The organism is Streptomyces sp. NPDC050625 (genome assembly GCF_040654755.1).
In the GTDB taxonomy this organism is placed as follows: Bacteria; Actinomycetota; Actinomycetes; order Streptomycetales; family Streptomycetaceae; genus Streptomyces.
Genome location: NZ_JBFAIQ010000009.1, coordinates 1 through 20,318, shown reverse-complemented (window position 1 = coordinate 20,318; position 20,318 = coordinate 1). Strand labels below are relative to the sequence as shown.

The window sequence follows — 20,318 nt, the reverse complement described above, 5'->3', positions numbered from 1 at the left end:
CACGGGTCTCCTCCGTCCGACTGTAGGCTCCGAGCACCTCGGCGTCGAACGGTCCGGGTCCGTCACTCGTCGACGTATGTCATCACTGTGGGTCACTTCGCACGGACGCCGGAACGAGGTGGCAGCGGACGTCGACGACACCCTCCACGGCACGCGCCAGCCGCTCGGCCACACCGACCAGGGCGGTGCCGTCGACCCACCCCGTCAGGGTCACGACACCCTCGCCGACCTCGACCTGGATGTGATCGGCGGAGAGGGGGAACAGGCGCTCGACGACCTCCTGGCGCACCTCTTCGGTGAGTTCCTCGTCGCTGCGCAGGAACACCTTGAGCAGGTCGGCGCGGCTGACAACGCCTTCGAGCATGCCGACGTCGTTGATGACGGGCAGCCGCTTGACCTTGCACTGGGCCATGATGCGCGCCGCCTCCGCCAGCGTGGCGTCGGCGTGCACGGTCACGGCCGGTGCGCTCATCAGCTCCTCGGCGGTCAGCCCGCCGGCCTTGGCCAGGTCGGCCAGCCGCTGCCGCTGGGTGAACCGGTCCGGGTCGCTGTCCCGGAACTCCTCCTTGGGGAGCAGATCGGCCTCGGACACGACGCCGATCACCCGGCCCTCGCCCTCCAGCACGGGCAGGGCGCTGACCTTCCACTGCTCCATCAGCTCGACGACGTCCTTGAACGCGGCGTCGCGGCCGACGGCGACGACGGTGTGCGTCATCACATCGCTCACGGTGCGCGGGCTGCCGTACATGGTGTCCTCCTCGAAGGGTCGGGCGGGGTCGACAACTCCTCGTCGCTCGCGTCGTCTTCGCGGATCGCCGACCGGGCGGTCCGGGCCGGGACGGCGGTCGTACGACGGCCTGTCGTACCCCTCCGGAATGCCGTCCGCCCCCCTGATCCCAGGGTCTGCCGGGCGGCACCCGGGCACCACGGGCCGCTCGGGCACGGCAACGGGCCGTTCGGCCCCGTCGGGGCACGGTCCGGGCATGACAGGGCGGGAAGGACTCACCCGCTTCTCGCGGATCCTGATAGCGCGGTGCGCGACCGCCGCCGGCCGCTTCTCCGCGTCTGTGTCGGGTCCTTCCCGCCACCTCCAGCACACCACGGAAACGACCGCGCCACCAGGGCCGAACGGTCCCCACCTCAGAGATCAAGGATGGGCGTCATGAGTCCTGTGCTGCTCCTTTCCCCGCAGGTCGCGCGGCTCACAGGGCCGAACGGCCCCGCGCGGCAAGGACGTCCCGGGCCCCGGTCCGGGACCGCTCGGCTCATGTGGCCCGCGCGTCAACGGAGTTGGCTGTGAGAGAGGGAAACGACCCCGATGAGGGAGGGCGAGGACAGTGGGCACGAGCCTCACACCGGAGTTCTGGGAGCGCTTCTCGGTGCTGCTGGTCATGGCGGTGGGCATGACGGCGATCCTCACCGCGGTGTTCACCAAGGCGTTCGACACGCTCACCGTCCGTCTGCGCGGCCACCGCCCGCACGGCACGAGGCCACGGGCACCGCACCGGCCGGAACGGAACGACCACCGGATGTCCGCGCACTGCTGAGCCGCGTCCGGGCGGCGACCGTGCGCACGGAAGGGCGCGGGCATGGGCCGAATGTCCCAGGCATGGGCCGGCCCGCCCTCGTCATGGCAGCCACCAGGTGCAACTGTGGAATCGGACCCCTGCTGCACGACGTGGCAGTCCGACGAAAGGCGGTGGGGACGATGACGTTTCCCCTGGTCGTAGGCGTCGACGGATCGGACGGAAGCCTGCTGGCGGTCGACTGGGCGGTGGACGAGGCCGCCCGCCGCGACGTGCCGCTGCGGCTGGTCTACGCCTCCCGCTGGGAGCGCTACGAGACAGGCACGCCGTCGGACAATCTGGAGCGCACCTCCGGGCGCGTGCTGGCCGAACACATCGTCGCCTCGGCGGCGGAGCGGGCCGCACGGCGCAACCCGGAGGTGAAGGCCACCACCGACATCCTCCCCGACGACGCGGTGGACGCCCTGCTGCACGAAGGCAACAACGCCTCCGTCCTGGTGACCGGATCGCGCGGCCGCGGCGAACTGAAAGGGCTGCTCCTAGGCTCGGTAGGCCTGGCCGTGGCGGCCCGTGCGCAGTGCCCGGTGATCGTGGTCCGGGGCGACAAGGCGGGCTTGGCCGGCAGCCACGAGCGCATCCTGCTGGGCGCGGGGGACCCCGCCACCGGCGCGGAGGCCGTGCGGTTCGCCTTCCGCGAGGCCGAGGCACGCGGATGCACCCTGGACGTCGTCCGCGCCTGGCGCTGTCCCGCACACGAGAGCACCGACCATCCGGCGCTCGCCGAGGAACCCGCCCGGCACCACGAGAAGCGGGCCTCGGCCCTGCTGGACGCGCTGCTGCACGACACCATGGCCGACCACCCGAACGTCAGGGTGCGCAGTGTGACGGTCGAGGGACCCGCACACCGGGTCCTGGTGAACCGCTCGGCCGCCGCCGACCTCGTGATCGTGGGCGCCGAGCGCAGGCACGGCCGTGTCGGTCTCCAGATCGGCCGGGTGGGCCACGCCCTGCTGCACCACGCGGACTGCCCGGTGGCGATCGTGCCCCAGACGCTGTGACGTGCTCAGCTGCTGTGACGTGCTCAGCCGCTCTCCGGTGTGCGTGCGAGGAGTGAGTCGCCGGCGCGTGCGTCCGGCACGAACGGAGGCTGGTGAACGCGAGGACCGTGGGACGCGCTCGCGCGTCGCAGCGGGAAGGCGGCCACCACATACAAACCGCCTCCCGGGCGGGCGCGCGCGGTGAGGGTGGCGCCGTGCGCGGCCGCGATGGCCCGTACGATCGACAGGCCCAGACCGTGGTGGTCGTCGCCCGCGGTGCGGTGCAGCCGCTGGAACGGCTCGAACAGCCGGTCCACCTGCTCGGGGGAGATCTCCTGACCAGTGTTGGCGACGGACACCACCGCGCGTCCGTTCTCGACCGCTGTGCGCAACTCCAGGAGCCCGCCGGGAACGTTGTAGTCCACGGCGTTGTCCAGCAGGTTGGCCACCAGGCGTTCGACGAGCGCGGAGTCCCCCGTGACGGCTGCCGACTCGATCGACGCCTCCAGCCGCAGCCCCCGCCGCTCGATCTGCGGACGGAAGGTGTCCATCACCTGCCGGGTGAGTACGGCCAGGTCCACTCGCTCCTGGCGGTCCACACCCCGCTCGCTGCTGGACAGGGTGAGCAGTGACTCCAGCAGGCGTGCCTGCTGCTTGCTGATCGTCAGGAGACGCTCGAAGTTCTCCCGGAACGAGTCCAACGTGGCGTCGCGATCGATCAACGACTCCTCCAGCAGCGCATGCTCCAGCGTGAGCGGTGTGCGCAGCTCGTGTGCCGCGTTGGCGACGAAACGCTTGTGGGAGTCGAGCGCCGTCTCCAGCCGGCCGAGCAATCCGTCGACGGTGTCGGCGAGTTCGGTCAGCTCGTCGCGCGGGCCGCCGAAGGCCAGCCGTTCGTGCACGTTGCGTGCGGAGATGCGCCGGATGGTGGAGGTCATCGTGCGCAGCGGGCGCAGCACCCGCCCGGCCACCGCCCAGCCGAGCGCGATCGAGATCACCGTGGTGATGCCCAGCGCGATCCCCGACTGGACCAACAGGTCGTGCATCTGCGCCCCGTGCTGCCGGACCGACTGCTCGCCGAACTGCCGGGCCACGCCACCGATGTCCGGCGGCAGTCCCGCAGACGGCTTGTCGGGGTCGCTGCCGGGGGACTGCGGCCCGGCGCTCTTCGACTCGACCGTGATGAAGCTGCTGGTGGCATTGCTGACGAGCAGATAGGTGATCAGCAGCAGCACCGCACCCGAGAGCACGAAGAGGAACCCGTACAGCAGGGTCAGCCGCAGCCGGATCCGCTTCGGGACCAGGAGACGATACGCGGACTGCGGCAACCTGGTCAGGACTGACAGACGCATGAGCCCCTCAAATCCGGTAACCGCCCCTGGGAACTGTCTCGATCAACGGCGGGTCGCCCAGCTTCGACCGCAGACGGTTGATCGTGGCCTTGACGGTCGTGGTGAACGGATCCGCCGCCTCGTCCCACACCCGCTCCAGCAGTTCCTCCGCGGGCACGACCCGGCCGTCGGCGCCGAGCAGATACTCCAGGACCGCGAACTCCTTGGGGTTGAGCGGCAGCCGCCCGCCCGCCCGGGTGGCGATCCGCTGCGCGGGATCGAGCCGGAGCTCGCCGCGGACGAGGACCGTCGGCAGGGCCGTGTGCGGGCGCCGGGCGATCGCACGGATGCGCGCCACCAACTCGGCGTAGGCGAAGGGCTTGGGAAGATAGTCGTCCGCGCCGATGCTGAGACCCTCGACCCGGTCGGCGATCGTGCTCGACGCGGTCAGCATCAGCACCCGGGCATGCTGTGGCTGCCGCACCAGCGCGCTGCAGACCTCGTCGCCGTGCACCTTGGGCAGGTCCCGGTCGAGGACCACGACGTCGTAGTCGATCAATGACGTGTGTTCGAGCGCGTCCATGCCGTCGTAGACGACGTCCACGGCCATGCCCTCGCGGCGCAGCACCCTCGCCACGGAATCGGCCAGTTCGACATGGTCCTCGGCCACCAGCACTCTCATCGCCCACCCCCGGCGAGTCGTGCCGCGACCGGTGGGACGGGGCGGTGGAGACAGATCACTCTGGGAAGAGTGCCCAACGCCTGGTCACAGACCGGTCACAGCTCTCGTGTCGCTATGTCGTGCGTTGTCGTGTTGGACCTTTTCGCCTTCCAGACGATACCCGCCGGCCCGACGCCCATCCGGCTGGGCCGCGCCTCCCGGCTCGACTCGCGTCTTGACTCGCGTCTTGACTCCGCCGGTCACGCTCAGCCGACCCGAGGGCGGCTTCGGACCGCAGTGTGACCGGACCCCCCGTAGAAATGATTTCCGGTCGACCTCCCGTCCCGGCACCAGGAGGCTCACACAGTGGCTCAGGACAGGACCGGTGTGACGCACGCCCCGGCGAGCCCGCAGGTGCGGCGCGGAGTTCCCGCCGCGCCGCACCCCGGTGGCGAGGGCTCAACAGCGCACGCGTTCCCGGGCGTCGGTGACGCCGGCACCCGGCCGCTCGTCGCCGGTCCAGTGCGCGCCGTCCGCATCCTCCGACTGCAATCGGGCTGCCAGGTCGGTGCGCCGGACCCTGAGCTTGCGGTAGACGCGGGTCAGATGCTGCTCGACCGTACTCATCGTGATGAACAGCTTGCTCGCGATCTGCCGGTTGGTGTGCCCGCGCGCGGCGAGCTTCGCCACGCGGAGCTCCGCGTCGCTGAGCCGACCGACGAGCTCGGGGTGGACGCCGCGTGTCCACGTCCGGTCGGCGAAGGAAACCGCCGCCCTGTCACCGCTCGCCGGACCTTCCGGTTCCGTCGGCTGTACACCGCACTCGCGCATCAGCTGCTGCGCCTGGCGCGCCAGCGTCCGCGATCCCCCTTCGTCCCCGAGATCCCGGTAGGCACCGGCCAGATCGCGCATCGCACGGGCCAGCTCCAGCCGGTGCCCCCGCTCCCGGAGGATCTCCACGGCCTCCCCGAGGAGGTTCGGCCGCTGTGGCGGCTCGACGGTGGCGGCGAGCACGCCCAGGGAGACGCCCCGCGTCCAGGGGCGCCCATTGCCCACTCGGGAGAGCTGTTCCTGCGCCAGCGCACGAGCACGGCCGCCGTCCCCCAGCGACAGATAGACCTCGGCCGCGTCGGTCCGCCAGGGCACCAGCCCGGGCAGATCGAGATCCCAGCGGGCCATCAGCTCCCCGCACGCATGGAAGTCGTCGAGCGCGGGGTACGGATGTCCGGCGGCAAGGCGGTACTGACCGCGCGCCCGGAGATAGAGCAGCCCGGCCGGGGTCTGGAACGCGGCCTCGGGCACGGGGATGCTGAGCTGCGCGGCCGCCTCGTCGAGTCGCCCCAGCGCCGTCTTCGCCTGCAGGAAGGAGGCGACGGGCAGCGCGACGGCCGCCCCCCAGGCCTCCGGGGAGACCAGGGTGAGTGCGGTACGAGCCGCCTCCTCGGCCGCTTCCAGTCTGCCCAGCCTGATCTCGATGAGGGCCTTGACCGACGCGAACAGCGCCTGCCACATGGGGACTCGGCGTTCCGTGGCCTCCGCCAGGAACGTGTCGCACCAGAAGGCCGCCCGGATCAGGCCGTCGGCGAACACGAGCGAGCCCAGGGCCGTCAGGACGGACGCCAGGACGTCGTCGTCCAGCCGGGCTCCCTGGAGTATCTGCTCCGTCCGGACCACCACGTCGTCGATCGCCCTGCGGCCGAACACCGAGCCGAGCAGATCCCCGACCCGTCGCACCGTGCTCTGTGCCGGGGCCAGGGCCGGTGCGGAGCCCTGCTGAGGTCCGCCGGGTACGGCGGAGCGGACGGTGCCCCGCAGACCCGGATAGCCGTAGGCCATCCAGAGCCGGACGCGGTCGGACGACTGCGGTTCCCATGGCTCCGCCGACGCTCCGGCCGGCGCGGTGCCGTGCTTGCCCAGGGTGTCGAAGACCGCGACTGCCTCGTCCACCTGACCGAACCAGAGGAGGTAGCCGATCAGGGCGTGGGTGTGCCCGGCCGGGAGGCGGCCGGTGAGCGCGGCGGCGGTGAGCTCGGGCAGATGCGCGGCCGCGGCGGACGGGTTGACCCGCCAGCCAGCCCGGGCCAGCCCGATTCTGATCGCCAGCGCGTCTCGCTCGTCGGTACAGATGTCGCGTGCCACACGCAGACAGTCGAGGGCCAGGTCGACATCGTCCTCGGCCAGTGCCCGGTCCGCCGCCTCCAGCAGGGTGGGCAGCAGCCACGGAGCCTCACCGGGCTTGACCGCGGCGATCAGATGACGCGCCACGTCGGTCGGCGGGTTGCCGTGGTCGTGGAGCACCTGCGCCACACACGTCTCCATCTGGGAGCGCTGAGCGGCATCCATGCTCTGCAGCACCGCGTCGCGGGCCGCCTCGTGCCGGAACCAGCCGGAGTGCAGCAAGCCTGTCTCGGCGAGCGCGCCCAGGTTGCGCTGGGCGGAGTCCGAGTCGATGCCGAGCACGTCGGCAAGCTCGGCCGGCGAAGCGTGCGGGCCCAGCACCGCCAGCGCGCACGCGGTGTTCCTGAGCGATGTGTCGATGCGGTACAGACACGTCGTCACGGCCTGTTCGAAGAAGGCACCCGGCACCAGCTCGACGGCGCCCGCCCCGGCCGCGGTGCTGTAGTCGTCGATCAGCGACCGCAGCAGCAGTGGGTTGCCGCCGCTGATCCGATGGAAGTCCCTCCAGTGGAAGTCCCCGGGGAACGAGCGGACCGGCCACTCGTCCCGGGCGGACTGGATCATCTCCGTCACTCCACGCCACGAGAGGAGATCGAGCCGGATGCTCCGGCAGCCGGGCAGTCGTAACAGCTCGGCCCGTGAGTGAAGATTTTCGGAAGGCACGCTGTTGCTCTCTCCGAGTACCACGAGTACCCGGCTGATCGCGATTCGCCGTGCCAGATAAAGCACGCATTCCATGGACTGTCCATCGGCGTGATGACTGTCATCAATGGTCAGTACCAGTGGAGTTTTCTTGGCTTTCGCCAAAAGAATTCCGCACAGCCGCGAAATGACATCCGGCGATGTCTGCGGAGCGCCTGCCGCCAGTTCGAGCAACTCGGTCGTGCGCGCGTCCTCCGTCGCCGGCAGATTCGCGCCGAGGAGCAGTTGCTCCATCACGCCCAGCGGTAGATCACGTTCCGCACTAGAGGCCGTGGCCTGGAGGAACAGTGCACCCGAGGCGGCGGCGCGCTCCCTGAAACTGTGCAGCAGTGCTGTTTTCCCGCTTGTCGCCGGCCCGCTGACAAACACCACTCCGCCGTGCCCCGCAATGCATGCGTCAAGCATGTCCTCCATGATTGTTAATTGTTTGTCGCGTTCAACCATCCTCATTTAAGAGTCCCCCGTCGTAACCACCCTGACGCCTGATCGTCGGACAGTGATCCACGGAACCGAAGCCGACTATCGGATTCGGCTGTGTCTGACTCGATTCTGCCACAGCGAATAGACGACTACCACAAGGATACGACATGTGCTTGCTGCATAAATGCAGTTGGTGTCGGTCTGTTTGATGAGCGGATTACATCGATCCGAATGGGCTCGCGGGCCCTGCGATGTCATCACGCACGGTGAGCGGGCGCCGGGCTCCACCCGGGAGTCGTGTTCCATGCGGCACTCGTTCATCATGCGTCTCGTCCTGCTCAACAGAAGCCCCGATTGATCAGAAACGCCCCGGAGTCGATAGGGGCGGTAGGGGGGTACTCCGGCCAGTTGTGACTGGGGTACAAAAATCAAGTAATTGGAGATGTGTGCCAACGAACGGGCTGAGCAGCAGCCTTCGGATTCAGCACGGCCGACGACGGGGCTGATGTGTCTTGCGCACGTCACATTTGCGCCTGCCGGCGCAGTGGAGACGGACGGGCGCGGATGAATCCGAACGGGCAACGGGGAGCTGCAGTTGAAACCTGAGCACGCGCAATTCGATCAGAACACAGTCGTCGAGGTGGAGATCAGCTCGCTCTCGACGACCTACTCACCTCGCAGCTGCGGAACGGACCCGGAGCATGTGGAGGCACTGGTCGTGGCAGAGACGACCCTGCCCCCGATCATCGTGCACCGGGCCACGATGCGCGTCATCGACGGCCTGCACCGGTTGCGGGCCGCCGAACGGCGTGGTCAGGAAAGGATCGCGGTCCGATTCTTCGACGGCACCGAATCCGACGCCTTCGTGCTGGCAGTGGAATCCAACATCGCGCACGGTCTTCCCCTGACGATGACGGACCGAAAACGCGCGGCCGGCCGCATCGTCACCTCCCACCCGCACTGGTCGGACCGGATGATCGCCTCGGTGACCGGTCTCGCGCCCGGAACCATCGCCGAACTGCGCAGAAAATCACCGGGCGGACCGAACGCACAGGCGAGTCGGCTCGGCAAGGACGGCCGGGTCCGTCCACTCAACAGCACCGAGGGGCGCAGGCTCGCCAGCGAACTCATCGCCAAAGACCCAGGCTTGTCGCTACGTCAGATCGCCCGCGCGGCCGCGATATCGCCGGAGACCGCACGGGATGTCAGAAACCGAATGAGCCGCGGCGAAGATCCGCTGCGTATATCAAGCCGCAGAAGAAACACGGAACAGGCATCCACAAACACACCGATCGCCCCCGGCGCAACGACCACAACGACCGCAACCACTGCAACCACCGCAACCACCGCAACCACCGCGACTCATGCGCCGACCGACCGAACGCCGGTACAGAACCGCACCGCGGCCGTGGAACGCCTCAAGGCGGACCCGGCCCTGCGGTTCAGCGAGACCGGTCGCGCGCTGCTGCGGCTGCTCAACATCCATGCCATGAGCACTGAGGAGTGGCAAGAGATCATCGACAACGTCCCGTCGCACTGCGGCGGCATCGTGGCCGATCTGGCCAGTGAATGCGCGGGGATGTGGGCGGAACTCGTGCTCCGGGTGGAACGCAGGTTGGCCGAAACGCACAGCACGCCTCCGGCGCGTCCAAGCGTGGAATCCGGTCAGTTGGACACTGTGCCGACCAGGCGTGTCACCCGCCAGGGCCGGCACGGCGGGTTGCCGGAGCACAGATACTCCGAGCCGGAAATCCGGGCATAGGAATGTGGTCGTCGTATTCTTCGGCCGGTTCACCCATGCCCAAGACCGGATGACGGCATGGTCCGATTCTTAATTCCGCAGTAATTGGTAGCGGGTTGTCTTCTATTGAAGGGGAACGATGAACGGCCACGCCTGTCACATCAATGTCGGTCAGCGCGTCGAAATATTCGGTGAGATCGACAGTGCAACCTTCGAGTTGGCGCTCAGGCAGGTCGTCACGCAGGCCATCGGTCCGGTCCCCGACTGGAACCTCCAGGCCGTCGACCTCACTGGCGAGAGCGACCCGCGTGGGGTCGCCGAGATGCTGATGCAGGCGGAACTGCAGCAGGTCAAGGACCCCACCGGCGACCGGCTTTTCTCATTCCTCCTTTTCAAGATTTCCCAGGAACGCCATATCTGGTTTCACTGCTACAACCAGCCGCTACTGGAATCCTCTGGCTCCAGCTGCTTGGTGATCGCGCGCCGAGTCGCGGAGACCTACACGGACCTCCTTCGCCGGGAGCCCACCAAGGCACTGAGGCCGGGTACCTTCCGGGGGGACTCCGAGCCCTACGCACATGACCCGCGGCCCGGTACCCCCGTCGTGAGGGAGACCGGCCTCGTACCCCCGGCCACGGTGGTGACGCTCCGTACGGCGACATTCCAAGGCGAGACTCCCTGGTCCAGCCTCGTCGTCGCGGCGATCGCGTCCTTCATGAGCCGGACGACCGGATCGCGTGCGGATGTAGTCCCGAACGTGAGCATCACGCCGATCGATGAGGAACTCCGCTTCGGGGACCACGGCTGCGTCGTGGATCACCTGCCGGTTCGGCAGGTCCCGGAGTTCGCTGTGCGCGTGAGCGACTGGTCGATCGAGACCGGTGTACGGGTCACCGTGGACGCCAACTCCGACCGCTACGACGCCGACTGGGCCCGGGCGGCCCACCGCCACATCGTGGGCTTCCTGGAGCAGGTTGCTGCCGACCCGTGCCTTGGGCTCAGCGAGGTTGATGTGCCCGGTGTGGTGGAGCGGTCTGTGGTGGTGGGTTCGGTGTTGGACCTGATTGTGGCGCGGGTTGGGGTTGCGCCGGGTGTGGCTGCGGTGCGGTGTGGGGTCGAGGTGCTGTCGTATGGGGAGTTGGAGGTTCGGGCGAATCGGTTGGCTCGGTATTTGATCGGGTTGGGGGTTGGTCCGGAGTCGCGGGTCGGTCTGTGTCTGGCGCGTGGTGTCGACATGGTTGTCGGCGAGTTGGCGGTGTGGAAGGCGGGCGGTGCGTTTGTGCCGCTGGATCGGGAGTATCCGGCGGATCGGTTGGCGTTCATGGTCGCCGATAGTGGCGCTGCTGTGGTGCTGAGCACGTCCGAGGCGGTGGATGGGCTCGCGCTGGGCGCGGAGCATGTGCTGCTGCTCGATGAGGTGGCGGACGCGATTGCCGCGGAGTCCGGGGAACCGTTGGGGTCGTCGCCGGAGCTCGACCAGCTGGCGTATGTCATCTACACGTCCGGGTCGACGGGGCGCCCGAAGGGTGTTGCGGTTGCACACCGCGGACTGGTGAATCTGGCGGATGCGATGCGGCCGGTGCTGGGTGTGGATGTGGGTGTTACCGCGTTGCAGTTCGCGTCGTTCAGCTTTGACGCGGCGGTGCTGGATGTGGTGGTGACGCTGGCTGCGGGTGGCACGCTGGCGATTGCCGGGAGTGAGGAGCGTACGGATCCTGCGGTGTTGGCGGAGATGATCCGTGCGGCGGGTGTGTCGGTGGCGAGTGTGGTGCCGTCGTTGCTCGGGGTGTTGGACCCGGCGTCGGTGCCTGGGGTGTCCAACTGGGTCTTGGGTGCGGAGCGGTTGAGTGCTGACCTGGCCGCACGCTGGCGGGGGCAGGCTCGGGTGTGGAACACCTATGGCCCGACCGAGGCGACGGTCATCACCACCGCGACGCCGCTCGAAGAGGGCATCACCTCGCAGGACGCACCGCCCGCCATTGGCCGACCGCTACCCAACACCCAGGTGTATGTGCTGGATGCGTTCCTGAGGCCGGCGCCGGTTGGTGTCGTGGGCGAGGTGTACATCGCGGGTTGCGGTCTGGCACGGGGATATGTGGGACGTGCGGATCTGACTGCGGAGCGGTTCGTGGCCTGCCCGTTCGTGCCGGGGCAGCGGATGTACCGTTCCGGTGACCTGGCCCGCTGGTCGGCGGATGGGCAACTGCACTTCGCGGGTCGGGCGGACGAGCAGGTCAAGATCCGCGGCTTCCGCATCGAACTCGGCGAGGTCGAGGCCGTGTTGGCCTCTCATCCCGATGTCGGCCAGGCCGCCGTAGTGGTCCATGAGGACCAGCGGAGCGAGAAGCGGCTGATCGCCTACGTCATACCCGCTAGTGATGGACTCGACGGTGCTGTGCTGCGGGAGTTGGCGGCCGATCGCTTGCCTGAGTACATGGTTCCGTCCGCGGTGGTGGTGCTGGAGGCATTGCCGTTGACGGTCAACGGCAAGCTCGACCGTGCCGCGCTGCCCGCGCCCGAGCTGTCCGGCCGCGGCGAGGGCCGTGCTCCGGCCACGCGCGACGAGGAGCTGTTCTGCCGGCTGTTCGCGGAGGTGCTGGGCCTTGGGCGGGTGGGCGTCGAGGACAGTTTCTTCGAGCTGGGTGGCGATTCGATCCAGTCGATGCTGTTGGTGTCCAGTGCCCGGCGTGCCGGCGTGGTGATCAGTACTCGCGAGGTGTTCGAGCTGCGCACCCCGGCCGCGGTGGCCGCGGTGGCCGTTCCCTTGACCGACCGCGCCTCGGTCGGCGAGGCGGTCGCTGCCACGGGCGAGGTGCCCCTGACGCCGGTGATGCACGAGCTGCTGACGCGGGTGAGCCCGGCGGATCTGGGCGAGGTGTACCAGTCGGCTCTGGTGTCGGTACCGACCGGCCTGGATCTGGCAGTGCTGGCGGATGCCGTGCAGGCGCTGGTGGACCGGCATGAGGCTTTGCGAGCGCGGCTGGAGACCGGGCCCTGGCGGCTGGTGGTGCCCGAGGCAGGCGCCGTGAAGGTCGACTCGTGGGTCCGGCGGGTCGATGCGAGTGGCTCGGACGACACCGGGCGGAGGCGCCTGATCGAGGAGGAGACGCAGGCGGCCGTCGGGCGGCTCGACCCTCTTGCCGGGGTGATGGTACAGGCGGTGTGGTTCGACGCCGGAGCTGACGGCGGTGGCCGACTGCTGCTGGTGGTCGATCACCTTGTGGTGGACGGCGTCTCGTGGCGTGTCCTGCTGCCGGATCTGGCCGAGGCCTATGCGGCATTGGCGAGTGGCGGGCTGCCCGAGCCGGGGTCGGTACCGATCTCGTTCCGGCACTGGGCGCAGGAGTTGGCCGCCCAGGCCCGCGCCGACGAACGGGTGGCGGAACTTCAGGCGTGGACGGAACTGGTGCAAGGCGGCGATGCGCTGCTGACGGACCGGCCGCTGAACGAGGACCTGAACCGAGGTGCCGAGGTCCGGCGGGTGACGGTCACTGTGCCGGCGGGGGTCACGTCGGCGTTGCTGACCGGTGTGCCTGCGGCCTTCCATGCGGGGGTCGACGATGTGCTGCTTGCCGGTCTTGCGGGGGCTTTGGGTGAGCGGCTCGGCGGCGATCGGCCCCTTGAGGGCGGGGTTCTGGTCGATGTTGAGGGCCATGGCCGGGAGCCGTTGGCCGTGGGGATGGATCTGTCGCGGACGGTGGGCTGGTTCACCAGTGTGCGTCCGGTGCGGGTGGATGCGGCGGGTGTGGATCTGGCCGATGTCGTGGCCGGTGGTTCGGCTGCGGGTGTGCTGCTGAAGCGGGTCAAGGAGCAGGTGAGGGCGGTGCCGGGGGATGGGCTGGGCTACGGCCTGCTCCGCCACCTCAACCCGGAGACCGCCTCGGAGCTTGCGGCACTGCCGTCCGCGCAGGTCGGCTTCAACTACCTCGGCCGCGTCGCCGCTCGTGACGAGGAATGGCAGCTGGCCGAGGACGGGCTGGGTGAGGGTATCGCCGCCCAGGCGCCGGTGATGCATGCGTTGGAGGCGGAGGCGCTGGTTCAGGACCGTTCTGGTGGTCCGGTGTTGGTGTTGAGTGTGGCGTGGCCGGATCGGTTGTTGGGTGAGGCGGAGGCGTGGGGGTTGGTGGAGGGCTGGGCGGCGATGCTGTCCGGTCTGGCCGCGCATGCTGCTGATCCGGTGGCTGGTGGGTTTACTCCTTCTGATTTTGCGCTGGTGGCGTTGGAGCAGGCGCGGGTGGAGGAGTTGGAGGCGGCGTATCCGGATCTGGTGGATGTGTTGCCGGTGGCGCCGTTGCAGGAGGGTCTGCTCTTTCATGCCTTGTATGACGAGCAGGGCACGGATGTGTATGTCGAGCAGCTGCTGTTGGAGCTGGAGGGGCCGCTGGATGGGATGGTGTTGCGGGGGTCGTGGCAGGCGCTGATCGACCGGCATCCGAGTCTGCGTGCGGGTTTCCGGCAGTTGGCCGGTGTTGCTGAGCCGGTGCAGGTGGTGGTGGAGCGGGTCCAGTTGCCGTGGAGTGAGGAGGACCTGTCCGGGCTTGGGATGGTGGAAGCCCAGGTGGTGTTGGAGGAGTTGGAGGTTGCGGAGCGGGGGCGGCGGTTCGATCTGGCGCAGCCGCCGTTGCTGCGGGTGCTGCTGGTCAAGCTGGGCGGGCAGCGGCACCGGATGGTCGTGACTCTGCATCACATCGTGCTGGACGGGTGGTCCCTGCCGATCCTGATGCGGGAGCTGTGGGCGGTCTACGAGGCGGGTGGGTATGCGGGTGGACTGCCTCCGGTGCGTGGGCACCGGGAGCATCTGGCGTGGTTGGCGAGGCAGGACAAGCCCGCCGCACGCGATGCCTGGCAGCAGGCCCTCGCCGGTGCCGAGGAGCCCACACTGGTGGCGCCGCACGCACCCGAAGCGGCGGGGGACACCGGCCAGGTGGTCATCACACCGGACGAGGAGCTGACCGGTGCGCTCGAAGAGGCGGCTCGCCGGCATGACCTCACCCTGAACACCTTGGTGCAGGGCGCCTGGGCGATAGTCGTGGGCAAGCTGACGTCCCGCCGCGACGTCGTGTTCGGTGCCACAGTGGCGGGTCGGCCCGCGGAGCTGTCGGGCATGCAGGACATGCTGGGGCTGTTCATCAACACCATTCCGGTGCGGGTGCGGCTGGACCCGGCGCAGACCGTCGCCGACATGCTGGGCGAACTGCAGGCGCAGCAGTCCGCGCTGCTGGACCACCAGCACCTGAGCCTGAGCGAGATCCAGCGCATCACCGGGCCGGGCGCGAGTTTCGACACCCTCATGGCATTCGAGAACTACCGGGCCGGCCAGAGCAACCCTCCCGCGCCACTGCGGCTTTCTAAGACCGGCGTGCGGGAGTCGACCAACTACCCGTTGACCCTGGGCGTGGAGCCGATCGGCGGGCTCAGGCTCCGCCTTGACTATCGCCGGGACATCTTCGACTCCGCGGCCGCTCAGACCCTGGCCGAGCGGCTGTTGCGAGTGCTGGAGCAGGTTGCTGCCGACCCGTGCCTTGGGCTCAGCGAGGTTGATGTGCTGGGTGTGGTGGAGCGGTCTGTGGTGGTGGGGGAGTGGAATGCGACGGCGCGGCCGGTGTCGGTGGGTTCGGTGTTGGACCTTGTTGCGGCGCGGGTTGGGGTTGCGCCGGGTGCGGCTGCGGTGCGGTGTGGGGTCGAGGTGGTGTCGTATGGGGAGTTGGAGGTTCGGGCGAATCGGTTGGCTCGGTATTTGATCGGGTTGGGGGTTGGTCCGGAGTCGCGGGTCGGTCTGTGTCTGGCGCGTGGTGTCGACATGGTTGTCGGCGAGTTGGCGGTGTGGAAGGCCGGTGGTGCGTTTGTGCCGCTGGATCGGGAGTATCCGGCGGACCGGTTGGCCTTCATGGTCGCCGACAGTGGCGCTGCTGTTGTGCTCGGCACTTCCGAGGCACTGGATGGGCTGACGCTGGAGGCCCTCCACGTGGTGCTGATGGATGAGGCCGCGGAGGCCATTGCCGAGGAGTCGGCAGAGGCTCCGAACGTGTCTCTGACGGACGACCAGCTGGCGTATGTCATCTACACGTCCGGGTCGACGGGGCGCCCGAAGGGTGTTGCGGTTACGCACCGCGGACTGGTGAATCTGGCGGAGGCCATGCGGCCGGTGCTGGGTGTGGATGTGGGTGTCACCGCGTTGCAGTTCGCGTCGTTCAGTTTCGATGCCGCTGTGCTCGATGTATTGGTCACCCTTGCTGCGGGCGGGACGCTGGCGATCGCTGGGAGTGAGGAGCGTACGGATCCTGCGGTGTTGGCGGAGATGATCCGTGCGGCGGGTGTGTCGGTGGCGAGTGTGGTGCCGTCGTTGCTCGGGGTGTTGGACCCGGCGTCGGTACCGGGGGTGTCCAACTGGGTATTGGGTGCTGAGCGGTTGAGCGCCGACCTGGCTGCGCGGTGGCGTGCACAGGCTCGGGTGTGGAACACCTATGGCCCCACCGAGGCCACGGTCATCACCACCGCGACGCCGCTCGCAGAGGGCATCACCTCACAGGACGCACCGCCCGCCATCGGTCGGCCCCTCGCCAACACCCAGATGTACGTGCTGGACGACTTCCTCCAGCCCGCGCCCATCGGAACTGTGGGCGAGGTCTACATCGCCGGGGTGGGGCTGGCTCGGGGCTACGTCGGTCGGCCGGGGCAGACGGCGGAGCGATTCGTGGCCTGCCCGTTCGTGCCAGGGCAGCGGATGTACCGTTCCGGTGACCTGGCCCGCTGGTCGGCGGATGGGCAACTGCACTTCGCGGGTCGGGCGGACGAGCAGGTCAAGATTCGCGGCTTCCGCATCGAACTGGGTGAGATCACCTCGGTCATCGCCGGGCACGGGCGGGTCGGTCAGGCGGCGGTTGTCGTACGTGAGGACCAACTGGGCGAGCAGCGGCTGGTCGCCTATGTGGTGCCGGCCGCCGGTAGTGGCGAGGTCGATGTCGCGGAGATCAGGGAGTACGCGGCTGACCGTCTGCCTGAGTACATGGTTCCGTCCGCGGTGGTGGTGCTGGATGTGCTGCCGTTGACGGTCAACGGCAAGCTCGACCGTGCCGCCCTGCCCGCGCCCGAGCTGTCCGGTCGCGGCGGGGGCCGTGCCCCGGCCACAGTGCTTGAGGAGCTGTTGTGCGGGCTGTTCGCCGAGGTGCTGGGCCTTGAGCAGGTGGGCGTCGAGGACAGCTTCTTCGAGCTCGGCGGCGATTCGATTCTGTCGATGCTGCTGGTCTCCAGCGCGCGGCGGGCGGGTGTGGTGATCACGTCTCGGCAGGTGTTCGAGCGGCGCACTCCCGAGGGGCTTGCGGCCGTCGTTGGCGTGGCCGAAGAACTCGTGCCGAGCCGCGCTGTGCCTGGCGTCGGCGAGATACCGGTGACCCCGGTGATGCACGAAGTTCTCGACCGGGTCGGGGCCGAGCGGGTGAGAGAGGTCGTTCAGTCGGCTCTGGTGATGGCGCCGAATGGTACGGACTTCGCTGTTCTCACAGGTGCGTTGCGTGCTGTGGTGGATCGGCATGAGGTCTTGCGGGCGCGATTGGAGGCCGGGCCCTGGCGGCTGGTGGTTCCGGAGACGGGCGCTCGCGCGGTCGATGCGTGGGTCCGGCGGGTGTCTGCGCTTGGCCTCGACGAGGACGAACTGACCCGGCTGATCGAGGAGCAGTCGCAGGCGGCTGTCGCGCGGCTCGACCCACTTTCCGGGGTGATGGTGCAGGCGGTGTGGTTCGACGCCGGGCCCGAGACCGTTGGGCGGTTGCTGCTCGTGGCCAACCACCTGGTGATCGACACCGTGTCCTGGCAAGTGTTGCTCCCGGACCTCGCCGAGGCTTACGACGCTTTGGCCGGTGGCGGCCAGCCTGAGCTGGGGGCGGTGCCGATTTCGTTCCGGCACTGGGCGGGGGAGTTGTCGGCGCAGGCTCACGCCGAGGAGCGGGTCGCGGAACTTCCGGCGTGGAGCGCGCTGTTGGAGGGCCCGGAGGCACCGCTGACTGACGTGTCCGTGGACCCGGCCCGAGACCTTGACTCCACCGTGCGGCGGGTGACGGTCACTGTGTCGGCGGGGGTCACGTCGGCGTTGCTGACCGGTGTGCCTGCGGCCTTCCATGCGGGGGTCGACGATGTGCTGCTTGCCGGTCTTGCGGGGGCTCTGGGTGAGCGGCTCGGCGGCGATCGGCCCCTTGAGGGCGGGGTTCTGGTCGATGTTGAGGGCCATGGCCGGGAGCCGTTGTCCGTGGGGATGGATCTGTCGCGGACGGTGGGCTGGTTCACCAGTGTGTGTCCGGTGCGGGTGGATGCGGCGGGTGTGGATCTGGCCGATGTCGTGGCTGGTGGTTCGGCTGCGGGTGTGCTGCTGAAGCGGGTCAAGGAGCAGGTGAGGGCGGTGCCGGGGGACGGGCTGGGCTACGGCCTGCTCCGCCACCTCAACGCGGTTACGGCTGATGTCCTGGCGGGACTTCCCTCGGCCCAGATCGGCTTCAACTACCTGGGCCGCGTCGCCGCCATGCGATCCGCACAAGGGCTGGACCGGGACTGGGCACCGGTCCATGACAGCGAGCCCGGCGAGGGTGTGAGCGGAGAGTTTCCCGTACTCCATGCCTTGGAGGCGGAGGCGCTGGTTCAGGACCGTCCTGGTGGTCCGGTGTTGGTGTTGAGTGTGGCGTGGCCGGGTCGGTTGTTGGGTGAGGCGGAGGCGTGGGGGTTGGTGGAGGGCTGGGCGGCGATGCTGTCTGGTCTGGCCGCGCATGCCGCTGATGGGTCCGCCGGCGGATTCACGCCTTCTGATTTTGCGCTGGTGGCGTTGGAGCAGGCGCAGGTGGGCGAGTTGGAGGCGGCGTATCCGGATCTGGTGGATGTGTTGCCGGTGGCGCCGTTGCAGGAGGGTCTGCTCTTTCATGCCTTGTATGACGAGCAGGGCACGGATGTGTATGTCGAGCAGATGCTGCTGGACCTGGAGGGGCCGCTGGATGGGGCGGTGTTGCGGGGGTCGTGGCAGGCGTTGATCGACCGGCATCCGAGTCTGCGTGCGGGCTTTCGGCAGTTGGCCGGTGTTGCTGAGCCGGTGCAGGTGGTCCTGGAGCGGGTCGAGTTGCCGTGGAGTGAGGAGGACGTGTCCGGGCTTGGGATGGTGGAAGCCCAGGTGGTGTTGGAGGAGTTGGAGGTTGCGGAGCGGGGGCGGCGGTTCGATCTGGCGCAGCCGCCGTTGCTGCGGGTGCTGCTGGTCAAGCTGGGCGGGCAGCGGCACCGGATGGTCGTGACTCTGCATCACATCGTGCTGGACGGGTGGTCGCTGCCGATCCTGATGCGTGAGCTGTGGGCCTGTTACGACGCTGGGGGGAGTGGGGCCGGTCTGCCGCCGGTGCCGGACTACCGGCAGTACCTGGCGTGGCTGGCGAGGCAGGACAAGGTCGCCGCACGCGACGCCTGGCAGCAGGCCCTCGCCGGCACCGACGAACCCACCCTCATCGCACCCCACGTGTCGACCAATACCCCTGTCCTGACCCGGATTCTGACCACCGAACCGGGTGAACGTCTGGCCGGGTCCCTGAGGGAGGCTGCTCGCAGGTACGGCGTGACCGTGAACACCGTGCTGCAGGCCGCCTGGGCGGTAGTGGTCGGCCAACTGGCCCGGCGCCACGATGTGGTCTTCGGCGCAACAGTGGCGGGACGGCCTGCGGAGTTGCCGGGCATGCAAGACATGCTCGGGCTGTTCCTCAACACGGTTCCGGTACGGGTGCGACTGGACCCGGCGCAGACCGTCGCCGACATGCTGACCGGTCTCCAGGCGCAGCAGTCCGCGCTGCTGGACCACCAGCACCTGAGCCTGAGCGAGATCCAGCGCATCACCGGGCCGAGTGCCACTTTCGACACCCTCATGGCCTTCGAGAACTATCCGGGCGATCCGTCGGCCCCACCTGCCTTGGACGCGGTCACGCTCACCGGTACCGGCCTGCGCGAGTCGACGAACTTCGCCCTGACGCTCGGCGTGAACCCGGATGACCTGACGCTGCGGCTCGACTACCGCCCCGATGTGCTGGACGAGGACACGGTTCGGGCTCTGGCCGAGCGGCTGGTGCGCATCCTGCAGCAGATGGCGGACGACCCGCAGGCGCGGTTCGGCGACATCGACGTCCTCGGTGAGGCCGAGCGTTCGCAGGTGGTGGAGGAGTGGAACGACACCACGAGGGCTGTGCCGGCAGGGTCGGCACTGTCTCGGTTCGAGGACCAGGCGCGGCGATCACCGACGGCGGCAGCTGTGCGGCGCGGCGAAGAGGTGCTCGCTTACGGGGAGTTGGACGCTCGGGCGAATCGGCTGGCGCGGTATCTGAGGGCGCTGGGGGTTGGGCCGGAGTCCCGGGTCGGCCTGTGCCTGCCGCGTAGTGTCGACATGGTCGTGGGTGAGTTGGCGGTCTGGAAGGCGGGCGGCGCCTTTGTGCCGCTGGACCCTGAATACCCGGCGGACCGACTGGCGTTCATGGTCGCCGACAGCGGCGCGGCGGTGGTGCTCAGCACCTCCGAGGGGCTGGACCGGCTGCCGTTCGACGCCGTGCTCCTGGATGAGGTGGCCGACGCGATTGCCGCGGAGTCCGGGGAACCGTTGGGGTCGTCGCCGGAGCTCGACCAACTGGCGTACGTGATCTACACCTCGGGCTCCACCGGCCGGCCGAAGGGTGTGGCGGTTGCGCACCGAGGCGTGGCCAATCTGGCGGAGGC

Annotated in this window: 8 protein-coding genes and 1 pseudogene; 4 read left to right on the top strand and 5 right to left on the bottom strand. The window is 68.8% G+C overall.

What is annotated here, in order from left to right:
* Positions 1-82 precede the first annotated feature (82 nt).
* Positions 83-748 carry a CBS domain-containing protein gene (locus AB0I54_RS21935; RefSeq protein WP_363297755.1) on the bottom strand — a complete coding sequence of 222 codons (666 nt, stop codon included), beginning with the start codon at positions 746-748 and terminating at the stop codon, positions 83-85.
* A gap of 589 nt (positions 749-1,337) precedes the next feature.
* Between AB0I54_RS21935 and AB0I54_RS21930 the strand changes: the two genes are divergently transcribed.
* Together AB0I54_RS21930 and AB0I54_RS21925 are read left to right on the top strand one after the other, a co-directional pair.
* Positions 1,338-1,547, top strand: a complete 210-nt coding sequence (locus AB0I54_RS21930) for a hypothetical protein (RefSeq protein ID WP_363297754.1) — start codon at positions 1,338-1,340, stop codon at positions 1,545-1,547.
* 161 nt (positions 1,548-1,708) lie between these two features.
* Positions 1,709-2,584, top strand: a complete 876-nt coding sequence (locus AB0I54_RS21925; RefSeq protein WP_363297753.1) for a universal stress protein — start codon at positions 1,709-1,711, stop codon at positions 2,582-2,584.
* Positions 2,585-2,607: 23 nt separating this feature from the next.
* Here the strand turns inward: AB0I54_RS21925 and AB0I54_RS21920 are convergent, their stop codons facing one another.
* From AB0I54_RS21920 to AB0I54_RS21905, 4 genes and pseudogenes are all read right to left on the bottom strand, one after another.
* Positions 2,608-3,915: a HAMP domain-containing sensor histidine kinase gene (locus AB0I54_RS21920; RefSeq protein WP_363297751.1), complete on the bottom strand. Its 1,308-nt coding sequence runs from the start codon at positions 3,913-3,915 to the stop codon at positions 2,608-2,610.
* A 7-nt stretch (positions 3,916-3,922) separates the two neighbouring features.
* Positions 3,923-4,576 carry a response regulator transcription factor gene (locus AB0I54_RS21915; RefSeq protein WP_363297750.1) on the bottom strand — a complete coding sequence of 218 codons (654 nt, stop codon included), beginning with the start codon at positions 4,574-4,576 and terminating at the stop codon, positions 3,923-3,925.
* Positions 4,577-5,014: 438 nt separating this feature from the next.
* Positions 5,015-7,297, bottom strand: a complete 2,283-nt coding sequence (locus tag AB0I54_RS21910) for a helix-turn-helix transcriptional regulator (RefSeq protein ID WP_363297964.1) — start codon at positions 7,295-7,297, stop codon at positions 5,015-5,017.
* Between the two features lie 129 nt (positions 7,298-7,426).
* A pseudogene (locus AB0I54_RS21905) lies at positions 7,427-7,879 on the bottom strand (ATP-binding protein); the annotation flags it as partial.
* A 571-nt stretch (positions 7,880-8,450) separates the two neighbouring features.
* Here AB0I54_RS21905 and AB0I54_RS21900 point away from each other — a divergent pair.
* Complete coding sequence (locus tag AB0I54_RS21900; RefSeq protein WP_363297749.1) at positions 8,451-9,617, top strand: ParB/RepB/Spo0J family partition protein; 1,167 nt, start codon at positions 8,451-8,453, stop codon at positions 9,615-9,617.
* Positions 9,618-9,735: 118 nt separating this feature from the next.
* Positions 9,736-20,318: amino acid adenylation domain-containing protein (locus AB0I54_RS21895; RefSeq protein WP_363297748.1), on the top strand; the 10,583-nt coding region annotated here is incomplete at its 3' end.

Bases quoted from the DNA above. Each gene is read 5' to 3' on its own strand.
- AB0I54_RS21935 (WP_363297755.1), bottom strand. From the start codon at position 748: ATGTACGGCAGCCCGCGCACCGTGAGCGATGTGATGACGCACACCGTC.
- AB0I54_RS21925 (WP_363297753.1), top strand. From the start codon at position 1,709: ATGACGTTTCCCCTGGTCGTAGGCGTCGACGGATCGGACGGAAGCCTG.
- AB0I54_RS21920 (WP_363297751.1), bottom strand. From the start codon at position 3,915: ATGCGTCTGTCAGTCCTGACCAGGTTGCCGCAGTCCGCGTATCGTCTC.
- AB0I54_RS21915 (WP_363297750.1), bottom strand. From the start codon at position 4,576: ATGAGAGTGCTGGTGGCCGAGGACCATGTCGAACTGGCCGATTCCGTG.
- AB0I54_RS21910 (WP_363297964.1), bottom strand. From the start codon at position 7,297: ATGATCCAGTCCGCCCGGGACGAGTGGCCGGTCCGCTCGTTCCCCGGG.